This is a genomic window from Novosphingobium sp. 9U, assembly GCF_902506425.1.
Lineage (GTDB): Bacteria > Pseudomonadota > Alphaproteobacteria > Sphingomonadales > Sphingomonadaceae > Novosphingobium.
Genome location: NZ_LR732469.1, coordinates 1 through 16,201, shown reverse-complemented (window position 1 = coordinate 16,201; position 16,201 = coordinate 1). Strand labels below are relative to the sequence as shown.

Genomic DNA, 16,201 nt, shown 5'->3' with positions numbered 1-16,201 from the left:
GCTGCCGCGCATTGCTCCAGCAAAACCTTGCGAGGAGCGCGCAATGCCACAGATCGGGTACAAGTTGATGACCGAGGAACACGGCCCCAAGGCGCTGATCGCCAATGCGGTCGCGTCCGAGCAGGCCGGGTTCGACTTCGTGTCGATCTCGGACCACTTCCACCCTTGGCTCGAAGCGCAAGGCCACGCGCCGTTCGCATGGTCGGTCCTGGGCGCCATCGCCCATGCCACCGACAAGATCGGCATCACCACCGGACTGACCTGCCCGATCATCCGCTACCATCCGGCTATCATCGCCCAGGCCGCGGCCACGATCGCGATCATGAGCGACAACCGCTTCAGTCTGGCGATCGGTGCGGGTGAGCGGCTGAACGAGCACGTCACCGGCGCGCTGTGGCCCTCGACTCCAATCCGCCACGAGATGCTGGGCGAGGCCATCGACATCTTCCGCCTGCTCTGGGACGGCAAGGTGCACAGCTACGAAGGCCAGTTCTTCGACGTTGACCACGCGCAGCTTTACGACGCGCCCGAGCAGCCGATCACGGTCACGTTGGGTGTGAGCGGCCCCAAGTCGATCGAGCTCGCGGCGGAGAAGGCGGATGGCATCATGGCGACCGAAGCCAAGCCTGAGCTGGTGCAGGGCTATAAGGACGCAGGCGGCTCTGGCCCGGTCTATGGCGAGGTGACGCTCGCCTGGGCACCGAGCGAGGAAGAGGGGCGCAAGATTGCTCACGAGCGCTTCCGCTTCGGCGCGCTGGGCTGGGCGGTGAACTCGGAATTGCGCGATGTGGATGGATTCGAGGCCGCGACGCAGTTCGTCCGGCCCGAGGACTTGAAGGACACCATCCCCGCAGGACCCGATCCGGCGGTGCATCTGGAAGCGATCGCAAAGTACGTCGACGCGGGATTTACCCACGTCGTGCTGACTTGCCCGGGCGACGATCAGGCGGGCTTCATCGCCTTCGCGGAGAAGGAGCTGCTGCCCAAGCTTCGGTGAAGGCCCACGTCGTCCCGGGTCGACGCTGTCCTTCGTTACTGATCCACCGGTGTATTCTCGACCAATTCCTCGGTCTTCTCCTCACCCATGCCGTGCCGCAGCACCATCGGAATCTGCGAGAAGGTGAACAGGAACGACAGCCCGGTGAACAGCCACAGCTTGGCTTGCAGCCAACCCCCGAACGTCAGCACCTGGCGCAGCACCTCGTTCAGGACGGCGAGGAACACGAAGAACACTGCCCAGTTGCGCGAGAGCTTCAGCCAGCCTGCGTCGTCCAGCCCCTCAAAGGCGGATTGGAGCAGATAGCGCAACATGGCTTTGCCCCTCAGCAGGCCGCCGAACAGCACGCCCGCGAAGATCAGGTAGACTGCGGTCGGCTTGATCTGGATCCAGAACTTGTCCTGGAAGAACACGGTCAGGCCGCCGAAGCCGAAGATGAGGGCAGAGGAGAGCCAGACCATTGGCGAGATGTGCCCCAGCCGCCACTTGGAGACGATGAGGGCCAGCACGGTCGCTATCATGAAAGCGACCGTGCCTTTGGTGACCGCGAGCACCACGCCGACACTGTTCTCGTCGTCGGTCGGGGAGAAGTGACGGTAGGTCAGGAAGAAGACGAGCAGCGGGCCGAAGTCGACGATCAGGTTGACCCAGGAGCTCCGCGGCCTTTCAGCAGTCTGCTCGGCCATGTCAGGCGATCCCCGCGATGACGCGCGCGAGCAGGTCGGGGTTGAACGGGCGAAGATCGTCGATCCGCTCACCCACGCCGATCGCGTGGATCGGCAGCTTGTATTGCTCGGCCGCGGCGACGAGGACGCCGCCTCGGGCAGTGCCGTCGAGCTTGGTCATGATCAGGCCGGATACGCCAGCGACTTCCTTAAAGATTTCGATCTGCGACAAGGCATTCTGCCCGTTGGTGGCGTCGAGCACGAGCACGACGTCGTGTGGCGCCTCCGGGTTGAGGCGGCCGAGCACGCGGCGGATCTTCGCCAGCTCGTCCATCAGCTCGCGCTTGTTCTGAAGGCGACCGGCGGTGTCTACTATCAGCGCATCGATGCCCGTTTCGGTGGCTGCCTTGACCGCATCGAAGACGACGCTGGCGGGGTCGCCGCCTTCGGGGCCGGTGACGATCGGCACCCCGACCCGGTCGGCCCACACGCGCAGCTGGCCGATCGCCGCGGCACGGAAGGTGTCGCCCGCCGCCAGCATGACCGAATAGTCCTGCTCTTGGAACAAGTGCGCCAGCTTGGCGATCGTAGTGGTCTTGCCCGAGCCGTTGACACCGATGACCAGGATCACCTGCGGGCGCGGAAACGCCACCACGTCGAGCGGCTTGGCGACAGGGCGCAGGATCTCGGCAATCTCGCGCGCGACCACTTCCATGATCGCGCGTTCGTCGGCATCGCGCTCGAAGCGCTCGTCGGCCAGCCGCGCGCGAATGCGGGCGGCGGCTCGGGGCCCGAGGTCGGACATGATCAACGCGTCTTCGAGGTGATCAAGCTGGGTGTCGTCGAGCCGGGTCTTGCCGACGATGCCGGAGAGATTGCCGGTCAGGCGTTCGGAAGTCTTGCGGAAGCCGCCGAAGAGGCGATCGGACCAGCCTTCGCCGCTCTCGCTTTCGGGCGGCAGTTGCGTACTCATTCGAGCATTCCTTCGACGACCCGGCTGGGGGTCAAGCTGATCAGGTCACCCGCGACCGTGCCGGATGGCAGGCGGACGGGCGCGAATTGCGCCGAATGGCCGGTTCCGCCGCGCTCGCCAAGTACCGAAAGCGCGGTGCCGACCAGGCCGGCGAGCCAGCCGGTGCGCTGCTCGGCAACCGCAGCGCGAAGCTGCGCAGCGCGGGTCCGGGCGATCGGCGCCGGCACCTGCGGCATGCGCGCCGCCGGTGTCCCGGGCCTGGGCGAGTAGGCGAAGACGTGGCCGTGGACCACGCCGAGCGCTCCGATGATCGAGAGGCTCTGCGCGTGCATCTCGTTGGTTTCGGTCGGGAAGCCGGCGATGAGGTCGGCCCCGATCGCCAGGTCAGTGCGGCGGGCGCGCAGGCGGTCCACCAGTCCGATCGCATCGGCACGCGAGTGGCGGCGCTTCATGCGCTTCAGGATCATGTCGTCGCCCGACTGCAGCGAGAGGTGCAGGTGCGGCATCATCCGCGCTTCGCCCGCAAGCAGCTCGAACAGTGCCTCGTCGATCTCGGCTCCGTCGACCGATGACACGCGCAGGCGGGGGAGGGCGCCGAACCGCGCCAGAATGGCCTCGCACAGTGCTCCGAGCCGCGGAGCCTGCGCGAGGTCGGCGCCCCAGGAGGTGAGGTCGACGCCGGTGAGCACGATCTCCTGCACGCCGGCGTCGAGGTGCATTTCGACGTCTTCCAGCACCGCGGCGATCGGCCGCGAGCGGCTGGCGCCACGGCCCTGGGGTATGACGCAGAAGGTGCAGGCGTGGTCGCAGCCGTTCTGGACCTGCACGAAGCCGCGCGTGTAGCCGGCCGGGCGTGGCAGGTGCGCCGGCGCGGGCAGGTTCCAGGCGCGTGGGTCGAGCTTGGCAGCGTTGGCGATCAGGCCGTCGACCTCGGGCATCTGCGAGAGCGAGGCTCGTTCGACCTCGGCCGCGCAGCCTGTGACCAGAAGTCGGGCGTCGGGTCGCGCGCGGCGGGCACGCCGGATCGCCTGCCGCGTCTGGCGCACCGCTTCGGCCGTGACCGCGCAGGAGTTCACCACGACCAGGTCTTCGGCGGCGGAGAGAAGCCCGCGCAGCTGTTCGCTTTCGGCAAGATTGAGCCGGCAGCCGAGCGAGTGGACTTCGACAGTCACCTGCGAACCCTCATCCGGCGGTGCCGAACTCGAACAGGCCGTAGGCGGCCGCATCGAAATCGCCGCGGAAGCTCTCGGCGGCAGGGCCGGTCATGACGATCTCGCCATCCTCGCGCCACTCGATCGTAAGCGCGCCGCCGGGCAGCTTCACGATGACCCTACGGTCCACCAGGCCACGCCGCATCGCGCCAATCGCAGTGGCGCAGGCGCCGGTGCCGCAGGCGCGGGTGAGGCCAGCGCCGCGCTCCCACACGCGCAGGCGAATGGCCTGGCGCGAGGTGACGGTCGCGACGTTGACGTTGATGCGCTCGGGGAATAGCGGGTCGCGCTCGATCTCGGGACCGAGGCGGGCGAGGTCGATCGCGTTGGTGTCTGGCACGAAGAAGATCGCGTGCGGATTGCCGACGTTGACGGCGATCGGGTCGGCGAGGTCTTCCCAGGCGACCGGCATGGCATGCGTGTCCATCGCGTAGGCGAGCGGGATCTCGTCCCAGCCGAAGCTCGGCTCGCCCATTTCCACCGAGATGCCGCTCTGCACCGGGGTGGCGGCGATCACGCCACCCAAGGTCTCGATCCGCGCTGCGGCGCCATGGAGCAGGCCGACAGCGCGCGTAGCGTTGCCGCATGCCTCGACCTCGCTGCCATCCGCATTGAAGATGCGCATGCGGAAGTCGGCGCTGGTCGAGGGTTCGAGCAGGACGAGCTGGTCGCAGCCGATGCCGGTGTGCCGGTCGGCGATGGCCGCCGCGGCGGTGGCGTCGATCTCCGGGATCGGCGCCTCGCGCGCGTCGAGCACGACGAAGTCGTTGCCCAGGCCGTGCATCTTGGTGAACGCGATCCGCATGGCGCGCGATCTAAGCTCTAGGCGGGGCTGCGTCCAGTGTGAGGCGCATTTGCACCATGCGACAACAACCTACTTCGTCATCCCCGCTTGCTCTTCCCCTCGTGACGCCTGTCGCAAAAAGCGGGGCCCCCGCCTCCGCGGGGGCGACGAGAAGAGAGAACAGGAACCGCCTGTAGCCTGTTCTTCTGTTGCTATCCCTTCAGCCCGATCTCGCGCAGCCGCTCCTGCAGGTAGCCATCGGCCGTGATGCTCTCCGGATAGCGGTCGGGGTTTTGCGCCGACACACACTCCGGCAAAGTCTGGATCACGAAGTCGCTCCTCGGGTGCAGGAAGAACGGCATCGAATAGCGGCTGTAGCCCGCTCGCTCGCCCGAGGGATTGCGCACCCGGTGAGTGGTGGAGGGCAGCACGTGATTGGTCAGGCGCTGCAGCATGTCGCCGATGTTGACCACCAGCGCGCCGGCCGGCGGCGCGATCGACAGCCAACGGCCGTCCTTGCCGAGCAGTTCGAGGCCTGCCTCCTCCGCGCCGAGCAGCAGGGTGATGAGGTTGATGTCCTCATGCGCGCCGGCGCGGATGGCGCCGCCCGACTCGGAGCCGACCGGCGGGTAGTGCAGCAGGCGCAGCACCGAGTTGCCGTCCGCGATCGCGGAGTCGAACCAGTGCTCGTCCAGGCCAAGGTCGAGCGCGATGGCCGAGAGGATGCGCGCGCCGGCACGGTCGAACTCGGCGTAGAGCTGCTCGAAAACGGCTTGGAAGCCTTCGGGATGCTCGGGCCAGACATTCGGGGCCATGGTCTGGCTCAAGGGGTGACCGGCGGGCAAATCGCGGCCGACGTGCCAGAATTCCTTGAGATCCTTCTCAGTTGCCCCCTTGGCGACTTCGGTGCGGAACGGGGTATAGCCGCGCGCGCCGCCAGTGCCGGGTATGAAGCCGCGCATCTTCTCCTCGGTCGGGCGCGCGAACAGCTCGGCGGTCAGGCGCCAGGCTTCGTCGATCAGCGCCAGGTCGATGCCATGGTCGCGCACCAGGGCAAAGCCGAAGCCGCGAAAGCTGGCGCCGATCTCGGACGCGAACGCGCGCGGTTCTTCGGCCAGGCTGAGGATGGGGATTTCGGCGATGTCCATGTGTGCGATCCGCATTGATTTGGTCTACGTGGCGCCGCTGTAGTCGAAATTACTCCCCAAGTCGAAGAGGCGCGATCCATGTCCAAGAGCTATTGGCTGATGAAATCCGAGCCTGACGCCTACAGCTGGGACCATCTGGTCGCCGAGGGCGAGGGCACCTGGGATGGCGTGCGCAACCATCGCGCCGCCAACAACCTGCGCGCGATGAAGGTAGGGGACGAAGCGTTCTTCTACCATTCCAACATCGGCAAGGAGATCGTCGGCATCGCGAAGATCAGCCAGGCCGGCCTTACCGACCCCAGCGATCCGGAAGGCAAATGGGCGGCGGTGAAGGTGCAGCCGGTCAAGAAGCTGAAGCGCGCGGTGACGCTCAAGGAGATGAAGGCCGACCCGGCGCTGGCCGAGATGGAGCTGATCAAGCTGTCGCGTCTGTCGGTCGCCGTGGTGACGCCGGAGGAGTGGACGTACATCCTCGACCTGGCGAAGCACGTGCCGACGGCCTGATCTGTGTTAATTTGTCGCAGGCGCAACCCATCACGGACAGGGCCGTTTCTTGAGGGACGGCAGCCGGTTGGGCTGTCACAGCCAAGGAGACAAACCATGGGTGAACTGACCGACAAGGCCAAGGGCCTCGCGAATGAAGCAGCCGGCAACGTCAAGCAGGCGATCGCCGGCAAGGACGATCCGGCGCTGAACGCCGAAGGCAAGGCGCAGGAGCGCAAGGGCGAAGCCCAGCAGCTCAAGGGCAAGGTCAAGGGCGCTCTGGGCGACTCGATCTAAGCCTGGCAGAGATTGTCACATGGAAAGGCCGCCTTCGGGCGGCCTTTTTCGTGACCGGTGCGGGCTGAACGCCATGGTTTCGCCTGCCCCAGGTGGTTCCCGCTACCCACAGGCGAACTGGCCCACGTCCCATTCCGGGCCGAGCAATTTCAAGGCTCTGGCGCGCACGGTAACGAATTCTTAAGCATGTGGCATGAAGCCGAACTCACTCCGCCGCGCCTTGGTCCTGACTACCGAACAGGCGCGTCATCCCTTTCGCCAATCGCTGCCGCCGCATGTCTTTCGACCCTATCCGGATGAGCCGGAAGAGGCAGGGGAGCGCTCGCTCCGTCAGGTCTTCAACGAGGATTGGCGCAGTCTGGTCTCGACCTATTGCGCGACCTTCGTGGTGATTACCGCGTTCCTGGCCTGAAGCTCCGCGCCTGCGTCAGGCCGGCAATGCGGCGCGTTCGGCGCGCAGCAGGACGTAGCCGAACCACGCGGGCAGTAGGCAGCACACCGCCACCACCAGCAACTGCTTCACCACCGCGAGCCCTATAAGGCTGAGCAGCCCGGCGAACACCGCACCCACGACCATGGCGCCCGAGTTGACGATGTTGTTCGCCGCGATCGTGCGGGCGGTCTGCGATTTTTCCACGAAGGTCGTCAGGAAAGCGTAGAGGGGCACGACGAACATGCCGCCAGACACTGCGATACCCAGCAGCGCCAGCAGCAGCATGGGCGCCAGCGGGTGGGCGATAAAGGTGGGCACGTCCATCATCGTCGTGCTCGCCTGCCAATCGCTGCAGATGGCTTCGAAGGCGACCAGAAATCCGCCCATGGCGATTACCGATATAGGTGAGTAGCGCGCCGAGACGGTCCCTTTCAGCAGCGCGTTGATCGATACCGAGCCGATCGCGACGCCTACCGAGAAGATGACCAGGAAGAGGCTTGCCACTTCCTTGCTGGCGCTCAGGACGTTCTTGGCGAGCGGGGTGAACTGCACGAACAGGATCGTGCAGATGGCCCAGAAAATGCTGATCGCCACGATCGCCAGGAACACCCGCCGGTCGTGCACGGTGTGGGAGATGAGCTTGAAAGAGGAGCGCAGGATGTTGAAGTCGATCGGTTCGACTTTGCCTTGGGCCGGTGCGGGTGGCACGAAACGCGCAGTGAAGAAGCCGATCAGCGCCACCACGATCACACCCAGCGCGGCCCAATGCACGCCGATCCACCCGGCGACGATCGTGCCCGCGAGCACGGCCATGTAGGTGCCCGCCTCGACCAAGCCGGTGCCGGCCAGCACTTCGTTCTGGTTCAGGTGCTGGGGCAAGATCGCGTACTTGATCGGGCCGAAGAAGGTCGAGTGCACGCCCATGGCGAACAGTGCGAGCAGCATCAGCGGGATCGACAGCGTTCCGATCGCAACGCCCTGCCAGGCAAGCAGTAGCCCCGCACCGCCGACGGTCATGATGCCGATCTCGCACGCCTTGACGATGCGGATGATGCGGGCCTTGTCGCGCATGTCGGCGAGTTGGCCGGCGAGCGCCGAGAGCAGGAAGAACGGCGTTACGAACACGCCCGAGGCGACGGCGCTGAACCACATCTCCGCCGTCTCGGAATTGTAGACCGAGTAGACCACGAAGAACACCATAGCGTTCTTGAACAGGTTGTCGTTGAAGGCGCCCAGCAACTGCGTGACGAAGAGCGGCAGGAAGCGGCGCGCCCGGATAAGCTGGGTCGATGTCGTCATGCGTCCTGCGATGCGCCTTGCCAATGCTGCGGGACACTTAGTGCTATCGGGCCTGCGGGCAACCCCCGGTTGCGGCGACATGACTATTTTAGAGCGCCGCTTCCACGAACGAGGCGCAGCCTCTAAGGGCTATGACACATGCTGACCCTGCCGAATCTGCTCACGCTCTCACGCATCTTCGCGGTGCCGCTGCTCGCGTTCCTGCTGTGGTGGCCCAAGTGGGAAGCCGGCTATGGCATGGCATTCGCGCTCTACTGCCTGATGGGGATCACCGACTATTTCGACGGTTACCTCGCCCGGTCGAGTGGCGCGGTGTCGCGGCTGGGCGTGTTCCTCGATCCCATCGCCGACAAGATCATGGTTGCGGCGGTCATCCTGGTGCTGACGGCGCAGGGTATCTTGACCGGGCCGTACGTCGGCGACATGCATGTCATCGCCGGCCTCATCATCCTGGTGCGCGAGATCGCCGTATCCGGCCTGCGCGAGTTCCTGGGCGGGCTGCAGGTTTCGGTGCCGGTCAGCCGCCTCGCCAAGTGGAAGACCACTTTCCAGCTCGTCTCGCTGGGCGCGCTGATCCTGGGCCATGCGATGCCGTGGTGGAACGTCGATCTGGGCGCGCTGATCGTCAACGTGCCGCATACCGTCGGGCTGACCACGCTATGGGCCGCGGCGGCGCTGACGCTGGTGACCGGCTGGGACTATCTGCGAGTCGGCCTCAAGCACATGGATTAAGGGTGCGGGCAGGCTGCTAGCCCGATCGTTCCATTCGCGCGTTGAGCAGGCATGGCGCACAAGAAGCTCAATTTGCCCACGAAGGTCTGCGTCGCGTGCGCGCGCCCGTTCGCATGGCGCAAGAAGTGGGAGCGGGACTGGGATAACGTGAAGTTCTGCTCGGATCGCTGCCGCCGGCAGGGTGCCACGAAGGGTCCTAGCGGGAATAGCTAACCCGCGCGCAACTCGTCCGCGAGCAGCCGGAATTCGTCGGAGCGAGGTGAATTGCGGCGCCAGACCAGTGCGATCTCGCGGTTGGCGTTGGGCGAGTGGAGGGGCTTGGCGACGACGTTGGTGCCGTTGAGGATGCCGGCGTCGAGCGCCATCTCGGGTAGCATCGTCAGGCCCAGGCCGTTGTCGACCATCTGCACCAGCGTGTGCAGCGAGGTGCCGATCATCGTCGCCGAGGCGCGCAGCTCGGGCCGGTTGCAGGCCGCGAGCGCGTGGTCCTTGAGGCAGTGACCGTCCTCCAGCATCAGCAGGCGATGCTCGTCGATCAGCTCGGGCTCGATCTCGGCGGGGATGTTGCGCGGGTCGTCCTTTGGGAAGGCGACGAAGAACGCGTCGAGTTCGATCGTCTCCTTCTCCACTTCGCCGGTCGCGTAGGGGAGAGCGAGCAGGACGCAATCGGCGCGGCCGTGGTGGAGCGACTCGATCGCAGCGGCGCTCGGTTCCTCGCGCAGGAACAACTTGAGGTTGGGGCGCTCGCGGCGCAGGCGGGGGAGCATGCGAGGGAGCAGGAACGGAGCGATGGTGGGAATCACGCTCATCCGCAGCTCTCCGGCAAGCGGCTTGCCGCTCGACTGGATGAGGTCGGATAGTTCCTCGGTCTCGCGCAGGATGCGGTGGGCCTTCTCGACCACGGCATTGCCAAGCGGAGTGAAGCGCACCGCGCGCTTGGTGCGCTCTACCAGGGTGACGCCCAGCAGCGCCTCGAGATCGCGCAGGCCGGCCGAGAGCGTCGATTGCGAGACAAAGCTCGCGTCGGCGGCGCGGCCAAAGTGGCCGTGCTCGTGGAGCGAGACGAGATACTGGAGCTGCTTGAGCGTGGGCTGGTAGACGGTCACGGGCGCAGGCTATGCACCGTGCGAAGCGGTGCGCCAAGTGGCCACTTTGTTCTCCCCGTACCGGGGAGGACAGTTACTCCGGCGCCGGCTCCACCGTGTCGTCGACGTGGGTCATCTTGAGCCGACCATCGACCACTGCAAACGCCAGCTTGCCCTCGACCAGATCGAGCGCATCCTTGCCGAACGTCTTGAAGCGCCAGCCTTCCAGCATCGCCAGGTTCTTGCGCACGCCCGCGGCCAGCAGCTCCAGCTCTTCGCTGCGAGCCAGCAGGCGAGAGGCGACGTCGATCTCGCGCGCGCGGATCTTTAGCAGCAGCTTCAGCAGGTCCGCCACCAGCGAGCCTTCCTTGCCGAGCGGTGCGCCGCGCGGCGTGCGGGGTGGCAATTCCTCGTCGGGCAGCGGCTCGGAGGTTGCGAGCGCCTGCATCAGCCGCTTGCCGATCTCGTTGTCCTTCCAGCCCGCCGACAGCCCGCGCACTTTCGCCAGGTCCGCCTGAGCCTTGGGCGGGTGGCTGGCGAGGTCCGCCAGCGTCTCGTCGCGCGCGATGCGGCCGCGCGGGATGTTCTTGCTGCGCGCCTCCTGCTCGCGCCAGGCGGCGATGGCCTTGAGGCGGCCGAGCACCCCGGCGTTGCGCCCGGCGGCCTTGATCCGCTTCCAAGCCACAGAGGGATCGTTCCGGTAATTCTCCGGATCGGCCAGCTTTTCCATTTCCTGGTCCAGCCACTCGCCGCGATCGGTCTTGATCAGCCGCTTGAGCATCCTAGGGAAGATTTTGGCGAGGTGCGTGACGTCACCGATGGCATATTCAATCTGCCGCTCGGTCAGCGGACGACGCGACCAGTCGGTAAAGCGCGCGCCCTTGTCGATCGTCAGGCCCAGCCACGATTCGACCAGGTTCGAATAGCCGATCTGCTCGGACTGGCTGATCGCCATCTGCGCGATCTGGGTGTCGAAGATCGGGTGGGGCGTGCGGTTCGTGAAGTTGTAGATGATCTCCACGTCCTGGCCGCCGGCGTGGAAGACCTTGAGCACGTCCTCGTTGTTGGTCAGCAGGTCCCACAAGGGCTGCAGATCAAGGCCCTGCGCCAGCGGATCGATCGCCGCGGCTTCCTTGGTATCTGCGATCTGGACCAGGCAGAGTTCCGGCCAATACGTGTTCTCACGCATGAACTCGGTATCAACTGCAACGAACTCCGCTTGCGCCAGGCGTTCGCACAAGGCGGCCAGATCTTCGCTTTTCGTAATCAACGGGTGAATTTGCATGGCCGAAGCGGTTACGCTCAACACTGCGCGCAATCAACGGCGCTTCTTCGCCCATCGACGGTGAAGATGTTGTTGAGGAGCCTTGTCTTGCGGCTTATCGCCGCAACAGCCGCTGCAGCAGCGTCTTCTTCGGTTCTTCCGCAGTGATCGCGGCGATGGCTTCGGGCGTGATCAGACGCCGGCGCAGTTCCGCGCCGCTCGGCGCGCGGGCGGCCGGAGCGAACTGCAGCTGGCCGAAGCTGTCGATCACATATTCGCCGGACTCGATCTCCGCAGCGAATGTTTCAGCAAGGTCGAGAGCGGGGACGAAATCCCCGGCGTCGAGCGGCTTCATGGCGTACCTTCTTGTGTTTGCGACCCTTTTCGGGATCAGGCCGAATAGCCGGCCAATGGTTACGCCGAGGTTACCGACCGCCGCAGGATGCGCCGGCACGACGTGGCCGCTGGAAATCGTAGTTCGCCTCGACTAGGGGCGCTGCTTATTCAATCTGATCAAATAAGAAGAGCCATGACCCATCCCTATCGTTCCCACACCTGCGGCGCGCTGAGTGCTGCCGCGACCGGCGAGACGGTCCGCCTCTCGGGCTGGGTTCACCGCAAGCGCGATCATGGCGGCGTGCTCTTCGTGGATCTTCGTGACCATTACGGCATCACTCAGGTGGTCGCCGACAGCGACAGCCCTGCGCTGCCGATCCTCGAAGCTGTGCGCGTGGAAAGCGTCGTCACCATCGAAGGCGAGGTGAAAGCCCGCGCTGCCGCCACGGTGAACCCCAACCTCGCCACTGGTGAGATCGAGGTCTTCGCCCGCGCGGTGACCGTGCTCAGCCGCGCCGAGGAACTTCCGATGCCGGTTGCCGGCGAGCAGGAGTACCCGGAGGACATCCGCCTCAAGTACCGCTTCCTCGACCTGCGCCGCGAGACGCTGCACGCCAACATCGTCACGCGCACCAAGATCATCCGCGACATGCGCAACCGCATGGAAGACGCTGGTTTCACGGAATATTCGACGCCAATCCTCACGGCGTCGAGCCCCGAGGGCGCGCGCGACTTCCTGGTGCCCAGCCGCATCCATCCCGGCAAGTTCTACGCGCTGCCGCAGGCACCGCAGCAGTACAAGCAACTGCTGATGGTCGCCGGTTTCGACCGCTATTTCCAGATCGCGCCCTGCTTCCGCGACGAGGACCCGCGCGCCGACCGCCTGCCGGGCGAGTTCTACCAGCTCGACCTGGAGATGAGCTTCGTCACCCAGGAGGAAGTCTGGGAGACAATGGAGCCGGTGATCGGCCAGGTGTTCGAGGCGTTTGCAGAAGGCAAGTCGGTCACGCCCACGGGTCAGTTCCGCCGCATCCCGCACGCACAGGCAATGCTGGACTACGGCAGCGACAAGCCCGATCTGCGTAATCCGCTGATCATCCGCGACGTCAGTTCCGAGTTCACCCAGTCCGGCTTCGGTCTGTTCGAGAAGATCGTCGGATCGGGCGGCGTGGTCCGCGCGATCCCGGCGCCGGGCACCGCCGAGAAGAGCCGCAAGTTCTTCGACGAGATGAACGATTGGGCCCGTGCCGAGGGCCACGCCGGCCTGGGCTACGTCACCCGCAAGGGCGGCGAGTTCGGCGGCCCGATCGCCAAGAACCATGGTCCGGAAAAGATGGCGGCGCTCTATGATGCGCTGGGTCTCGGGCCCGACGACGGACTCTTCTTCGCCGCTGGCAAGGAAGAGCAGGCGGCCAAGCTCGCCGGCCTCGCCCGCACCCGCGTCGCCGACAGCCTGGGCCTGATCGACAAGGATCGTTTCGAGCTCGCCTGGATCGTCGATTTCCCGTTCTACGAATGGGACGAGGACAACAAGAAGGTCGATTTTGCTCACAACCCGTTTTCCATGCCGCAGGGCGGGATGGAAGCGCTGGAGGGCAGCGATCCGCTGAGCATCAAGGCGTTCCAGTACGATCTCGTGTGCAACGGCTACGAGATCGCCTCGGGCTCGATCCGCAACCAGAGTCCGGAGTTGATGGTCAAGGCATTCGAGCTGGTCGGTCTGTCGAAGGCGGATGTAGAGGAGCGCTTCGGCGGCCTCTACCGTGCTTTCCAGTACGGCGCGCCGCCTCACGGTGGCATGGCCGCGGGCATCGATCGCATCGTCATGCTGCTGTGCGGCGTGCAGAACCTGCGCGAGATCAGCTTGTTCCCGATGAACCAGCGCGCCGAGGACCTCCTGATGGGTGCGCCCACGCCCGCCGAGCCCAAGCAGCTGCGCGAGCTGCACATGCGGGTGGTGGAGCCGGTGAAGGCAGCAGCTGTCGCCACCAACAAGCTCGTCGCGCCGGACGCTGGATAGTCACTGCAAGGATCTGACGATGTCTATCACGAACCTGCTCGTGCCGACTTTCACCCAGATGCTGGGTGCATTGTCCGGCTGGCTCGACAAGGCGGATGCTCAGCTGTCGGTCGAGGAGGCCAAGGCACTGCCCGGCGCTCGGCTTGCGCCGGATATGTTCCCGCTGTCTACGCAGGTACGCTTCGCTTGCGTGCAGGCGCTGGAGGCCGTGCATCGGCTTCGTGGCCTGGACTACCCACCGGCGGTCGCCGAGCTGCTGGGCGAGGGCCGCAACGCGGATGCGCAGCCCGGGTCGATCGCAGATGCGCAAGCCCGCATCGCCCAGACCATGGCGGTGCTGGATGCGCTTGCGCCCGACGCTCTGGACGTCGACCCGCAAAGCCCGATCGCGCATGCGCTGCCGATCGGCATGGTCTTCGACCTGACCGCACTGCAGTATGCGCGCGACTGGGCGCTCGGCCAGTTCTACTTCCACGTCATGACTGCCTACGCGATCCTGCGTAACGCCGGGGTCAACATCGGCAAGGCGGACTATATCCCGCACATGCTTCCGTTCATGCGCCAGGCGCCGGCCGAGGCTTGACGTCCGGCAATCGCGATCTCCCGCCGGGAAGGGCTTGCGCCACTCGCACCGACCCGCCACATGAACCGAACATTGCCGCAAGGCTTGCCAGCACGCCGCACGCCCATTAGGGCGGCTGGCAGATATCCAACCTCCGCTTCTTAAGGGGTCAATACATGAGCGATACCGCCGATCGGGTTAAGAAGATCGTCGTCGAACACCTGGGCGTCGAGGCTGACAAGGTTACCGAGGACGCCAGCTTCATCGACGATCTGGGTGCGGACAGCCTCGACATCGTCGAGCTGGTCATGGCCTTCGAAGAGGAATTCGGCGTCGAGATCCCGGACGATGCGGCTGAGAAGATCAGCACGGTGTCCGACGCGATCAAGTACATCGAAGAGAACAAGGGCTGATCGCCCGCGTCTGACCTCCGGCCTTTGCAGGCAACTGTCGTGACGGCAGAGGGGGAATACTGATACCGGCAGGCTCGGCTCCCACGGGGGTTGAGCCTGTTGCGTTATACGGGCCAGAGAAGTTTCCACGGCCAAATCCGTTTTTACCGGCCCTATCGTGATACCGGCCTATCGTTATACCGGAGAGTTGCATGCGTCGCGTCGTCGTAACCGGCCTTGGTCTCGTCACCCCGCTCGGGGCAGATGTGGAAACCGTGTGGGCCAACATCCTGGCCGGCAAGTCCGGCGCCGGACCGATCACGAAGTTCGATGCGTCCGACCAGAAGTGCCGCATCGCCTGCGAGGTGAAGCCGGCCGACCACGAGTATGGCTTCGACCCGAACAAGCGTGTCGATCACAAGGTGCAGCGCCAGGTCGATCCCTTCATCATCTACGGCATCGATGCCGCAGGGCAGGCGATCGAGGACGCGGGCCTCACCGACATGGATGAAGCGACGCGCCTCATGGCCGGCTGCTCGATCGGATCGGGCATCGGTGGGCTCCCGGGCATCGAGAGCGAATCGCTGGTGCTCGCCAACAAGGGCCCGGCGCGGGTCAGCCCGCACTTCGTGCATGGGCGCCTGATCAACCTGATCTCGGGTCAGGTCTCGATCAAGTACGGCTTGATGGGCCCGAACCACGCTGTGGTCACCGCTTGCTCGACCGGCGCGCACTCGATCGGCGACGCCGCGCGCATGATCAAGGACGGCGACGCCGACATCATGCTGGCGGGCGGCGCCGAGGGCACCGTCTGCCCGATCGGCATCGCCGGTTTCGCGCAGGCGCGTGCGCTGTCGACCAACTTCAACGACGAGCCCGAGAAGGCCAGCCGCCCCTACGACCAGGCCCGCGACGGCTTCGTCATGGGTGAAGGCGCGGGCGTCGTCGTGCTGGAGGAGTACGAGCACGCCAAGGCACGCGGCGCGAAGATCTACGCCGAAGTGATCGGCTATGGCCTTTCGGGCGACGCCTATCACGTCACCGCGCCGCATCCCGAAGGCTCGGGCGCGTACCGGTCGATGGCGATGGCGCTGAAGAAGGCGGGCCTGACGCCGGACGACATCGACTACATCAACGCCCACGGCACCTCGACGCCGCTGGGCGATGAGCTGGAACTGGGCGCAGTGCGCCGCCTGTTCGGCGATGCCATCGGCAAGGTGTCGATGAGCTCGACCAAGTCGGCGATCGGCCACTTGCTTGGCGGCGCGGGCGCAGTCGAATCGATCTTCTGCATCCTGGCTCTGCGCGACCAGATCGTGCCGCCGACGCTCAACCTCGACAATCCGAGCGAGAGCTGCCTGGGCGTCGACCTGGTGCCGCACACCGCCAAGAAGCGCGAAGTGCGCGCGGTGCTGAACAACAGCTTCGGCTTTGGCGGCACCAACGCCAGCCTGATCATGCGCAAGGCGGACTGAGGCTTTGGGCGCGAGGGATCCCTTGTCCTCCCCGATTCGGGGAGG

General features: G+C 65.5%; 19 protein-coding genes. 10 read left to right on the top strand and 9 right to left on the bottom strand.

Annotated elements, in window-relative coordinates:
• Window positions 1-43 precede the first annotated feature (43 nt).
• The gene (locus GV044_RS00095; protein ID WP_159863769.1) at window positions 44-997 is read left to right on the top strand and encodes a TIGR03557 family F420-dependent LLM class oxidoreductase; all 954 of its coding nucleotides are present in this window, start codon (window positions 44-46) and stop codon (window positions 995-997) included.
• A gap of 35 nt (window positions 998-1,032) precedes the next feature.
• Here GV044_RS00095 and GV044_RS00090 read toward each other — a convergent pair whose 3' ends face one another.
• The 5 genes from GV044_RS00090 to GV044_RS00070 form a co-directional block, all read right to left on the bottom strand.
• Complete coding sequence (locus GV044_RS00090; protein ID WP_159863767.1) at window positions 1,033-1,683, bottom strand: inner membrane-spanning protein YciB; 651 nt, start codon at window positions 1,681-1,683, stop codon at window positions 1,033-1,035.
• A 1-nt stretch (window position 1,684) separates the two neighbouring features.
• Window positions 1,685-2,635, bottom strand: a complete 951-nt coding sequence (gene ftsY / locus GV044_RS00085; RefSeq protein ID WP_159863765.1) for a signal recognition particle-docking protein FtsY — start codon at window positions 2,633-2,635, stop codon at window positions 1,685-1,687.
• A complete protein-coding gene (locus tag GV044_RS00080) occupies window positions 2,632-3,807 on the bottom strand; it encodes a MiaB/RimO family radical SAM methylthiotransferase (protein ID WP_159863763.1) in 1,176 nt (391 codons plus the stop codon). Before GV044_RS00080 ends, ftsY begins: the two co-directional genes overlap by 4 nt.
• Before the next feature lie 10 nt (window positions 3,808-3,817).
• Window positions 3,818-4,651, bottom strand: coding sequence for a diaminopimelate epimerase (gene dapF / locus GV044_RS00075; protein ID WP_159863761.1), 834 nt, complete (start codon window positions 4,649-4,651; stop codon window positions 3,818-3,820).
• 191 nt (window positions 4,652-4,842) lie between these two features.
• Window positions 4,843-5,778 (bottom strand): isopenicillin N synthase family oxygenase, encoded by a 936-nt coding sequence (locus GV044_RS00070; protein WP_159863759.1) that lies wholly within the window; start codon window positions 5,776-5,778, stop codon window positions 4,843-4,845.
• Between the two features lie 78 nt (window positions 5,779-5,856).
• On the opposite strand from GV044_RS00070, the gene GV044_RS00065 reads away from it, so the two are divergent.
• The 3 genes from GV044_RS00065 (at window position 5,857) to GV044_RS00055 (ending at window position 6,970) form a co-directional block, all read left to right on the top strand.
• On the top strand, window positions 5,857-6,282 hold the full coding sequence (locus GV044_RS00065; RefSeq protein ID WP_159863757.1) for an EVE domain-containing protein: 426 nt from the start codon (window positions 5,857-5,859) through the stop codon (window positions 6,280-6,282).
• A 96-nt stretch (window positions 6,283-6,378) separates the two neighbouring features.
• Window positions 6,379-6,558, top strand: coding sequence for a CsbD family protein (locus GV044_RS00060; protein WP_159863754.1), 180 nt, complete (start codon window positions 6,379-6,381; stop codon window positions 6,556-6,558).
• A 193-nt stretch (window positions 6,559-6,751) separates the two neighbouring features.
• Complete coding sequence (locus GV044_RS00055) at window positions 6,752-6,970, top strand: hypothetical protein (RefSeq protein WP_159863752.1); 219 nt, start codon at window positions 6,752-6,754, stop codon at window positions 6,968-6,970.
• A 15-nt stretch (window positions 6,971-6,985) separates the two neighbouring features.
• Here the strand turns inward: GV044_RS00055 and GV044_RS00050 are convergent, their stop codons facing one another.
• Complete coding sequence (locus GV044_RS00050) at window positions 6,986-8,290, bottom strand: MFS transporter (RefSeq protein WP_159863750.1); 1,305 nt, start codon at window positions 8,288-8,290, stop codon at window positions 6,986-6,988.
• A 138-nt stretch (window positions 8,291-8,428) separates the two neighbouring features.
• Between GV044_RS00050 and pgsA the strand changes: the two genes are divergently transcribed.
• Both pgsA and GV044_RS00040 read left to right on the top strand, forming a co-directional pair.
• Window positions 8,429-9,022: a CDP-diacylglycerol--glycerol-3-phosphate 3-phosphatidyltransferase gene (pgsA, locus tag GV044_RS00045; RefSeq protein ID WP_159863748.1), complete on the top strand. Its 594-nt coding sequence runs from the start codon at window positions 8,429-8,431 to the stop codon at window positions 9,020-9,022.
• A gap of 51 nt (window positions 9,023-9,073) precedes the next feature.
• Window positions 9,074-9,235, top strand: coding sequence for a DUF2256 domain-containing protein (locus GV044_RS00040; RefSeq protein WP_159863746.1), 162 nt, complete (start codon window positions 9,074-9,076; stop codon window positions 9,233-9,235).
• Here the strand turns inward: GV044_RS00040 and GV044_RS00035 are convergent.
• The 3 genes from GV044_RS00035 to GV044_RS00025 form a co-directional block, all read right to left on the bottom strand.
• Window positions 9,232-10,128, bottom strand: a complete 897-nt coding sequence (locus GV044_RS00035; protein WP_159863744.1) for a hydrogen peroxide-inducible genes activator — start codon at window positions 10,126-10,128, stop codon at window positions 9,232-9,234. The genes GV044_RS00040 and GV044_RS00035 overlap by 4 nt on opposite strands.
• A gap of 73 nt (window positions 10,129-10,201) precedes the next feature.
• Window positions 10,202-11,392 (bottom strand): ribonuclease D, encoded by a 1,191-nt coding sequence (gene rnd, locus GV044_RS00030; protein ID WP_159863742.1) that lies wholly within the window; start codon window positions 11,390-11,392, stop codon window positions 10,202-10,204.
• Window positions 11,393-11,486: 94 nt separating this feature from the next.
• Window positions 11,487-11,726 carry a hypothetical protein gene (locus tag GV044_RS00025; RefSeq protein WP_159863740.1) on the bottom strand — a complete coding sequence of 80 codons (240 nt, stop codon included), beginning with the start codon at window positions 11,724-11,726 and terminating at the stop codon, window positions 11,487-11,489.
• A 174-nt stretch (window positions 11,727-11,900) separates the two neighbouring features.
• Between GV044_RS00025 and aspS the strand changes: the two genes are divergently transcribed.
• The 4 genes from aspS to fabF all read left to right on the top strand — a co-directional run bounded on the left by aspS (window position 11,901) and on the right by fabF (window position 16,156).
• Window positions 11,901-13,727 carry an aspartate--tRNA ligase gene (aspS, locus tag GV044_RS00020; protein ID WP_159863738.1) on the top strand — a complete coding sequence of 609 codons (1,827 nt, stop codon included), beginning with the start codon at window positions 11,901-11,903 and terminating at the stop codon, window positions 13,725-13,727.
• A gap of 19 nt (window positions 13,728-13,746) precedes the next feature.
• Window positions 13,747-14,310 (top strand): DUF1993 family protein, encoded by a 564-nt coding sequence (locus tag GV044_RS00015; protein WP_159863736.1) that lies wholly within the window; start codon window positions 13,747-13,749, stop codon window positions 14,308-14,310.
• A 155-nt stretch (window positions 14,311-14,465) separates the two neighbouring features.
• Window positions 14,466-14,702, top strand: a complete 237-nt coding sequence (locus GV044_RS00010) for an acyl carrier protein (protein ID WP_039282540.1) — start codon at window positions 14,466-14,468, stop codon at window positions 14,700-14,702.
• A gap of 191 nt (window positions 14,703-14,893) precedes the next feature.
• Window positions 14,894-16,156, top strand: a complete 1,263-nt coding sequence (fabF, locus tag GV044_RS00005; RefSeq protein WP_159863734.1) for a beta-ketoacyl-ACP synthase II — start codon at window positions 14,894-14,896, stop codon at window positions 16,154-16,156.
• Window positions 16,157-16,201: the final 45 nt, after the last annotated feature.

Excerpts from the sequence above, each read along its gene's own strand:
- GV044_RS00095 (WP_159863769.1), top strand. The coding sequence starts at position 44 with ATGCCACAGATCGGGTACAAGTTGATGACCGAGGAACACGGCCCCAAG.
- GV044_RS00090 (WP_159863767.1), bottom strand. The coding sequence starts at position 1,683 with ATGGCCGAGCAGACTGCTGAAAGGCCGCGGAGCTCCTGGGTCAACCTG.
- ftsY (WP_159863765.1), bottom strand. The coding sequence starts at position 2,635 with ATGAGTACGCAACTGCCGCCCGAAAGCGAGAGCGGCGAAGGCTGGTCC.
- dapF (WP_159863761.1), bottom strand. The coding sequence starts at position 4,651 with ATGCGGATCGCGTTCACCAAGATGCACGGCCTGGGCAACGACTTCGTC.
- GV044_RS00070 (WP_159863759.1), bottom strand. The coding sequence starts at position 5,778 with ATGGACATCGCCGAAATCCCCATCCTCAGCCTGGCCGAAGAACCGCGC.
- GV044_RS00065 (WP_159863757.1), top strand. The coding sequence starts at position 5,857 with ATGTCCAAGAGCTATTGGCTGATGAAATCCGAGCCTGACGCCTACAGC.
- GV044_RS00060 (WP_159863754.1), top strand. The coding sequence starts at position 6,379 with ATGGGTGAACTGACCGACAAGGCCAAGGGCCTCGCGAATGAAGCAGCC.
- GV044_RS00055 (WP_159863752.1), top strand. The coding sequence starts at position 6,752 with ATGAAGCCGAACTCACTCCGCCGCGCCTTGGTCCTGACTACCGAACAG.
- GV044_RS00050 (WP_159863750.1), bottom strand. The coding sequence starts at position 8,290 with ATGACGACATCGACCCAGCTTATCCGGGCGCGCCGCTTCCTGCCGCTC.
- pgsA (WP_159863748.1), top strand. The coding sequence starts at position 8,429 with ATGCTGACCCTGCCGAATCTGCTCACGCTCTCACGCATCTTCGCGGTG.
- GV044_RS00040 (WP_159863746.1), top strand. The coding sequence starts at position 9,074 with ATGGCGCACAAGAAGCTCAATTTGCCCACGAAGGTCTGCGTCGCGTGC.
- rnd (WP_159863742.1), bottom strand. The coding sequence starts at position 11,392 with ATGCAAATTCACCCGTTGATTACGAAAAGCGAAGATCTGGCCGCCTTG.
- GV044_RS00025 (WP_159863740.1), bottom strand. The coding sequence starts at position 11,726 with ATGAAGCCGCTCGACGCCGGGGATTTCGTCCCCGCTCTCGACCTTGCT.
- aspS (WP_159863738.1), top strand. The coding sequence starts at position 11,901 with ATGACCCATCCCTATCGTTCCCACACCTGCGGCGCGCTGAGTGCTGCC.
- GV044_RS00015 (WP_159863736.1), top strand. The coding sequence starts at position 13,747 with ATGTCTATCACGAACCTGCTCGTGCCGACTTTCACCCAGATGCTGGGT.
- GV044_RS00010 (WP_039282540.1), top strand. The coding sequence starts at position 14,466 with ATGAGCGATACCGCCGATCGGGTTAAGAAGATCGTCGTCGAACACCTG.
- fabF (WP_159863734.1), top strand. The coding sequence starts at position 14,894 with ATGCGTCGCGTCGTCGTAACCGGCCTTGGTCTCGTCACCCCGCTCGGG.